The organism is Rahnella sp. PD12R (genome assembly GCF_019200965.1).
GTDB classification, from domain to species: domain Bacteria; phylum Pseudomonadota; class Gammaproteobacteria; order Enterobacterales; family Enterobacteriaceae; genus Rahnella; species Rahnella laticis.
In genome coordinates this window covers 122436-129708 of sequence record NZ_JAHTMS010000013.1, presented here as the reverse complement: position 1 = coordinate 129708, position 7273 = coordinate 122436, and the positions used below count along the sequence as shown (strand labels likewise).

At 51.3% G+C, this 7273-nt stretch carries 5 protein-coding genes and 2 tRNA genes; 3 read left to right on the top strand and 4 right to left on the bottom strand.

The features are described 5' to 3' along the window. The first annotated feature begins 82 nt into the window (after window positions 1-82). Together KWG64_RS21740 and KWG64_RS21735 are read left to right on the top strand one after the other, a co-directional pair. Window positions 83-159 (top strand) — tRNA-Met (locus KWG64_RS21740). A 22-nt stretch (window positions 160-181) separates the two neighbouring features. Beyond that, window positions 182-258, top strand: a tRNA-Met gene (locus KWG64_RS21735). Window positions 259-371: 113 nt separating this feature from the next. On the opposite strand, the gene amiC is transcribed toward KWG64_RS21735, so the two are convergent. Next, window positions 372-1622: an N-acetylmuramoyl-L-alanine amidase AmiC gene (amiC, locus tag KWG64_RS21730; RefSeq protein ID WP_195815748.1), complete on the bottom strand. Its 1251-nt coding sequence runs from the start codon at window positions 1620-1622 to the stop codon at window positions 372-374. A gap of 228 nt (window positions 1623-1850) precedes the next feature. On the opposite strand from amiC, the gene argA reads away from it, so the two are divergent. Next, window positions 1851-3176: an amino-acid N-acetyltransferase gene (gene argA / locus KWG64_RS21725; RefSeq protein ID WP_152325440.1), complete on the top strand. Its 1326-nt coding sequence runs from the start codon at window positions 1851-1853 to the stop codon at window positions 3174-3176. Between the two features lie 75 nt (window positions 3177-3251). On the opposite strand, the gene ptrA is transcribed toward argA, so the two are convergent. The 3 genes from ptrA to KWG64_RS21710 all read right to left on the bottom strand — a co-directional run bounded on the left by ptrA (window position 3252) and on the right by KWG64_RS21710 (window position 7266). Further along, a complete protein-coding gene (ptrA, locus tag KWG64_RS21720; RefSeq protein WP_218523101.1) occupies window positions 3252-6137 on the bottom strand; it encodes a pitrilysin in 2886 nt (961 codons plus the stop codon). Window positions 6138-6440: 303 nt separating this feature from the next. Further along, a complete protein-coding gene (locus KWG64_RS21715; protein ID WP_218523100.1) occupies window positions 6441-6797 on the bottom strand; it encodes a prepilin-type N-terminal cleavage/methylation domain-containing protein in 357 nt (118 codons plus the stop codon). Next, a complete protein-coding gene (locus KWG64_RS21710) occupies window positions 6790-7266 on the bottom strand; it encodes a YgdB family protein (RefSeq protein WP_255562259.1) in 477 nt (158 codons plus the stop codon). Before KWG64_RS21710 ends, KWG64_RS21715 begins: the two co-directional genes overlap by 8 nt. Window positions 7267-7273: the final 7 nt, after the last annotated feature.

The following is a 7273-nucleotide window of genomic DNA, read 5'->3' as shown; positions in this document are numbered from 1 at the left end:
CAGCAACTTGGTGCTTTATTTGAATAAATTCAAAAAAGGGTTGCACGAAATCTCATGGGGAGTATAGTTCGCCTCCATCGGACGCGGGGTGGAGCAGCCTGGTAGCTCGTCGGGCTCATAACCCGAAGGTCGTCGGTTCAAATCCGGCCCCCGCAACCAAGTAKWRCCMRGTAGTGACGGACGCGGGGTGGAGCAGCCTGGTAGCTCGTCGGGCTCATAACCCGAAGGTCGTCGGTTCAAATCCGGCCCCCGCAACCAACTACTTAAACAGTGAATTGAATTAAACAACAAGCACCTTAACGGGTGTTTTTTTGTATCCAAATTTCGGGTACAGCCAGGAATGGCGTCATATTCTCACACCATTCCCCCGCTTATTTCGCCCTTGCCGCCCCGCCTTCTGAAAACCAAACCTTGATTCCTGCCATGATTGATTCCGCGACTTGCTGCTGAAAATGGGCCGTCCTCAATTTTTTCTCTTCATTGATATTACTGATGAAAGCCGTCTCCACCAGAATGGACGGAATGTCCGGCGCTTTCAATACGGCAAAACCGGCCTGATCGACTTTGTTTTTGTGCAGATGATTAATCTTTCCCATGCGCGTCAGCACTTCTTTGCCAAATTTGAGGCTGTCACCGATGGTTGCCGTCTGAACCAGATCAAACATCGTATGGTCCAGATAACGATCGCCGCTTTTACTGACGCCGCCAATCAGGTCAGATTCATTCTGGGTTTGTGCCAGAAAACGCGCAGCAGAACTGGTGGCGCCTTTGGTCGATAAGGCAAAAACAGACGAGCCTTTTGCAGCGCGGTTTGTAAACGCATCGGCATGAATAGAAATAAACAGATCTGCCCGTAGTTTTCGCGCTTTCGCCACCCTGACTTTCAGCGGAATAAAGACATCTTCATTACGGGTCATATGCGCTTTCATGTTAGGTTCACGCGTAATCAGTTTTTGCAGACGGCGCGCGATTTGCAAAACCACATCCTTTTCACGCGTTTTGTATTTGCCAATCGCACCAGGATCTTCACCACCGTGCCCCGGATCCAGCATAATGACCAGCGGCCTGCTTCGCCCGGCCTGACCGTCTTTGGCCGTTTCGGGCGGCAGCGTTCTCGCCACATCGCCGCGATTGTAATCTTCCAGTAATGCCAGCAGCGGATCATCTTCCGCACTCACGGCACCGTCTTCCGGATACAAATCGACGACCAGGCGGTTGTGGAATTCGGCGACCGGCTTGAGAGTAAACACATGTGGATTGATGGCACGCTTGAGCTCAAGCACCATGCGCACCGTTTTGGAATCAAACTGCCCCACCCGCGCCTGACGGATATAAGGGTCACTTTGCTGGACCTTTTCTCCCAGCCCTTTCAGAACGCTGTTGAGATGAACACCTTCAATATCGACGACCACACGCGGCGGGTCGCTCAGCAGAAATTGCTTATATTTTAGTGGCGTACTGGATTCGAGCGTAATGCGGGTGTACGTGGAAGAAGGCCAGATGCGTACTGCAATAACCTGTGAGCTGGCAGCAAACCCCACTTTGCTCACACTCAGCATCCAGGAAGCCGCTACAGTTTGAAGAAGTCGTCGTCGTCCGGGATTGTGGTTATCGTCAGTCATGCAGTCTCAAAAGTATCTAAAAGTAAGAAATTGCTGATAAAAAACTCAGTTTATGGATTCTAACGAATCGTATCCTGCATGTCATTCCTAAACATTTATTCGATTAATCAATTTGTTGTAGGTTTGTAATGGGTGTTAAAACAAAAACAACGATTTCTTACTTGCCACACGCTGACAAAAGAATAAAAATACAAAAATTACGAATAAAAATTCATACGAGGTTTTGCCGTGAAGGAACGTAGTACAGAACTGGTTCAGGGATTTCGCCACACAGTTCCCTATATTAATGCGCACCGTGGCAAAACGTTCGTGGTCATGCTCGGTGGGGAAGCCATAGAACATGAGAATTTTAGCAATATCGTTAATGATATCGGGCTGTTACACAGTTTAGGCATTCGTCTGGTGGTGGTTTATGGTGCACGCCCGCAGATTGATGAGAACCTTTCTGAGCACAATTACGAGCCGATTTATCACAAAAATATCCGCGTGACGGACGCCCGGGCCCTCGAACTGGTGAAGCAGGCAGCGGGTTTGTTGCAGCTTGATATCACCGCGCGGCTTTCCATGAGTCTGAATAATACGCCACTGCAGGGCGCGCATATCAACGTTGTCAGCGGGAACTTTATCATTGCTCAGCCGCTGGGCGTCGATGACGGTATTGATTACTGCCACAGTGGCCGCATCCGCCGTATCGATGAAGAAGCCATTCACCGCCAGCTCGACAGTAATGCGATTGTGCTGCTTGGCCCGGTCGCGGTTTCGGTCACAGGTGAAAGCTTCAATCTGACGTCAGAAGAAGTCGCGACGCAGTTGGCCATTAAGCTTAAAGCCGAGAAAATGATCGGCTTCTGTTCTTCTCAGGGCGTCATCAACGATGAAGGGAATATTATCTCTGAGTTGTTCCCTAACGAAGCGCAGGAACGTATCGACCTGATGGAATCGGGCGGAGATTATCTTTCCGGCACCGTCCGGTTCCTGCGTGGCGCGGTGAAAGCCTGCCGCAGCGGCGTTCGTCGCAGTCACCTGATCAGTTATCAGGAAGATGGCGCGCTGGTTCAGGAACTGTTCTCACGTGACGGTATTGGTACGCAAATCGTTATGGAAAGCGCCGAGCAGGTTCGCCGCGCCACCATTAACGATATCGGCGGTATCCTTGAACTGATCCGCCCGCTGGAGCAACAAGGCATTCTGGTTCGCCGCTCACGCGAGCAGCTCGAAATGGAAATTGATAAATTCACCATTATCGAACGCGATAACCTGACCATTGCCTGCGCCGCGCTTTACCCTTTCCACGATGAAGGAATTGGCGAAATGGCCTGCGTGGCTGTTCATCCCGATTACCGCAGTTCTTCGCGCGGTGAAATGCTGCTACAACGCGTCGCCAGCCAGGCCAAACAAATGGGTCTGAACCGGTTATTTGTTCTGACGACCCGCAGTATTCACTGGTTCCAGGAGCGTGGTTTCAAACCTGCAGAAGTTGACGTCCTGCCGATTCAGAAACAGGAAATGTACAACTACCAGCGCCGGTCTAAGATCCTGATTTCAGATCTCTGAAAATCAGAACCCATTATTCTGAGCATAAAAAAGGACGCTTTCGCGTCCTTTTGCTTTTACTGAAGTCTGGAAGTTCTATTTACTGGTCTGCGATTTCAGAGCCTGCTGCAAGGTTGACGTATCCGGCCAGGTTTTGAAGCCTTCCGGCGCAGCATACTGCGGCGTTTTACTGTCGTTGCCGGAAACCTGAGACAGCATCGCCAGACCATCTTGCGCAATTACAGCCTGATGGAAATAGTCAGCCAGCTGAGTCTGCGTCAATCCGGCAATCACACGGATCACATTGGCCCGGGTATCAAACTGAGCATTTCCACGGCTGAAGTCATTGCCCAGACGATCGGCTTCTTCATCCAGCGTTTGCGGACGTTGCTGCATCTCATTCACCAGTCCCTGCTTATATTGCAGGAATTCATCATCTTTCATTTCCCGCAAACGCTTTTCAGCCTGCGGATAAAATGCCAGATAGCGCTGATAGAGATAGTCAGGTTGTTTGCTGTTACTTTGCAGCAGGAAGCCGATACCCCATTGTTTGCCCACCGGGATCGGGAAGGCAAATACCGCGTATCCCAGCTGTTCCTGCGTACGCAGCTGACTGTAGAACCACGGCTGAATAATCTGCCCCAGCAGCGCACTGTAGCCCATACTCTGAACTTCGTCATAACCGCGTGGCACATACACCGCCGCCAGTGCAGAATCTGTACTGGTGCCGGTACGCTGGATATTGGCCTTCATCGGCTCAGAAACTTCAGCTTGCTTACCGCGCCACCATTCGGTCCCGTGCGCACCTAGCTTTTGCATAATCTGCTGTGACATCGCCCTGACCTGACCGGCGGTCATATTCCCCACCACCATCACTTCGACGGCGGCATGGTGAATCAGCTGTTCACGGTAATTATTCACGTCATCAAGTGTAATCTGCGCGACTAACTTTTCACGCTCGGCGCGTTCGGTATACGGCACACGGGAAAGCAGCTGGATCGGCTGTAGCGCCAGTTCGAAAGCTTTGCCTTTATCGGCTGAAGATAAGCGTTCCAGATACCAGGATTTCGCCTGATCCAGCTGTTCTTGTGTCGGCTTAAAGTTCGGATAGTTATCCACTAATGCCGCCAGCAAATCAGGCAGACATTCAGTAAAGCCGGTGGCGGTAAATTGCAGGCCATTATCCGGAGACGTCCCGAACGTAATGCCGCCGATGGACGCCTGATAGCTCAGCTGATCAAACGCGACGCCGGTCAGATAATCCGTCAGGCCGTACAACACCTGATTTTTTGCCGAACTCAGTGCCTCTTCATTACGGAAAGACACCGTGACATTAGCTTTCGGTTCATCGGCGAAGTACCGGCTCGGCATATAGAAGACACGCAGCCCTTTATCTTCCACCAGCAACTCAGGTTTGGTCGCCGTCGAGTCTTTCGTCACCAGCGCCAGAGAATCGGGAATGTACGGGTTCAGCGCTGGCAGCGACAACGTGATGCCCTGCGCCAGCGTTTTCCATTGATCAAAAGTTTGCGGCGGCACTTTATCGACTTCGTAAGGTGCATCCATAAAGTAAGCTATTTTGTTGTGCGGCTCATTCGGGCTGATGATCCAGTAGCGCGCATTTTGCGGCGTCATTTCATCCAGACGCGATGCGATTGCTTTGGGATCGTACTGATCGGTCAGATACGGTGAATCGAGCACGTGTTCAACCGGAACACGAAGCATGGTATCCACCAGCCACTCTACATAATCCATATCGCGGGTTAACGCGGGATACCGGAAATCAAGAGCCATGACGTGAGCAATTTCGTCGAAATAAGACTTCTTAATGCCCTGTGTACGCATTTCGTTGAGATAACTGAAAATCGTGGCGATCACTGTGTCACGCTGGGCAAGACCTTTATCCGTCAGGGAAACAGAGATATTAAATACCCCCATATTCCGGTTAACCATCGGGTCTGCTCCGGCGCTGATCCCGTCTGCGTAACCTTGTTTCTGCAACCAGTCTGACAGCGTATTCGGGCTGCGGTTACCAATCAGATAGCTGATATAGGTATCTGTTTTACTGCGAAAATCTGCGCTGTTGTTGTCGATAGCAAATTCAATACGCAATTCTTTGCGTGGCTGCGCGGGAACAAAATGGATAAATTCACCTTTTTGCTCTGCCGTCACCGTCGGTATGGTAATCGGCGGCACAACGGCATGATGGTTAGTGATCTTTCCGAAAGTATTGGCAGCCAGATCAGCCAGCTCCGGCAACGGTTTATTGCTGTAGATAACCCCGACCAGCAGATTGGCCGAATAATAGCGGTGATAGAACGCGGTGAGCTGATCGTGAAGTTTGCTACCCGGTTTATCTTTTAACGTATCGAGATTACCACCGGAATAACGGGCCGCCGGGTGTTCAGGGTTTAACGTTTCGGCCCGAACCTGCGCCATACGCATCCCGTCACGCGAACGCGCCATGGTCAGTTCGGCATTCACCGCATTACGCTCACGGTCACCGTTAGCCGGGTCCAGCAATGGCTCACCGATGGCGTCCGAAAGGCGATCTACGGCTTCAGGCAGGGCATCATTTTCAACTTCCAGATAAAAGGCCGTGCGGTAAGACGCGGTGCTGCCATTATGGCTGCCGCCATGTTTTTTGAGGAATTCAGAGAGGCTTTCAGGCTGAGGATACTTTTTCGATCCCATCAGAAGCATGTGTTCTGTGTAATGGGCAAGGCCAAGCTGGGAATCAGGGTCTTCCAGCGAACCCACGGGAATAGCCAGCGCAGCAAGTGACTTGGGCGCCTGAGGGTCAGAAACCAGCAATACCGTCATATCATTATCAAGCTTGATCGCCTGATACAGACGGGGGTCGTTCTGACTTTTATTAATAGCTTGTGCATAAGGCTGCCAGTTGGCTGCGCTTGCGACTCCAGGGGCCCAAAAGGTCAATAACAACAGTAACCCGGAAATTCGGGTAACCTGTTTCAACATTGCCACTCTCCCTCAATCGAGTAAATATGCCCGCGGGCACTAAAAATAAACAGTTCAACAACTGATGGATCTCAACCTGCTGTTTTCTGCTATCAGGTCTGTTCAGACCCCGCAGACGCAGGATAGTTGTCAAAAAAATCGAACCGGGATGAGCAGTCAGGAGCTCCGTCACATTTTGTTCCCGAACCGGGCGTTTCCTCCTGGGGAAAATCACCCTGTTAAACCACTCTAAGCTGTTAGCCCGTCATTGCAAGCGGCTTGAGGGTATTTTCCCGACTTATTCTGAAGCCGTTCTGCTGCCATTTAGCCATGCTGTTTGCAGATCAGACGCTGCAAAATTGCCTGATATTTTACAGGTGACCGGATAACAATATTGACCCGCTGGCATGATTGCCCGAAAGATATCCCCGACAGCTGATATTCCCAGCCTTTCATGACAGTTTCGTGGCTCTGGCCGGTTGCGGCATAAGCTTCCAGCTGCGAATGTGCCTCTGACCACGCCTGTTGTACCTGCCACTGACGCATAAAACCATAGGTCAGTGACTGGTAATAATTCAGCAACCCTAAAACAGACACCGACAGCAATAGTGCGGCTATCAATGCTTCCGGCAAGCTAAAACCCTGCTGTGAGATATCTTCTATTCCTGATGCACTAACCATTACAAATCAGCTCATTAGTTTCCGGGCAGAAATCCAGCCAGCCTTGTTTCAGCGGGATAAAAACCAGAGTGCCGTCAGCCTGCTTTTTGCCACTGGCTTGCTGAAATTGCATGACAGGCTCACCGCCTTCGGCCATTTGCCCTGCCCCGCGCAGCAGAAACACATCCGGGCGCAGTGACGGCCGCACACAGACCCGGCCTTTTCCTGAAATCAGTAAACCTGCGGCCACATCCTGGCATTGCCAGTCTGAACCGGCAGAAGCCTTCCAGCTTTGCTGAACTCCCCAGGCCAGAGCCGTTGAAGCATTTTCCCAGGCAATAACGAACCGGTGCTGGCTGGAAGTCAGCGCCAGCCCGGCCGAAAGTTGCTGCTGTAATGAGTTAAGGGCAATAAGCCCCAGACCCATCATCACCATAACACTCAATATAATGGCGCTGCCGCGCTGGCGTTCCGCACCGGTAAAATTCACAACCGCC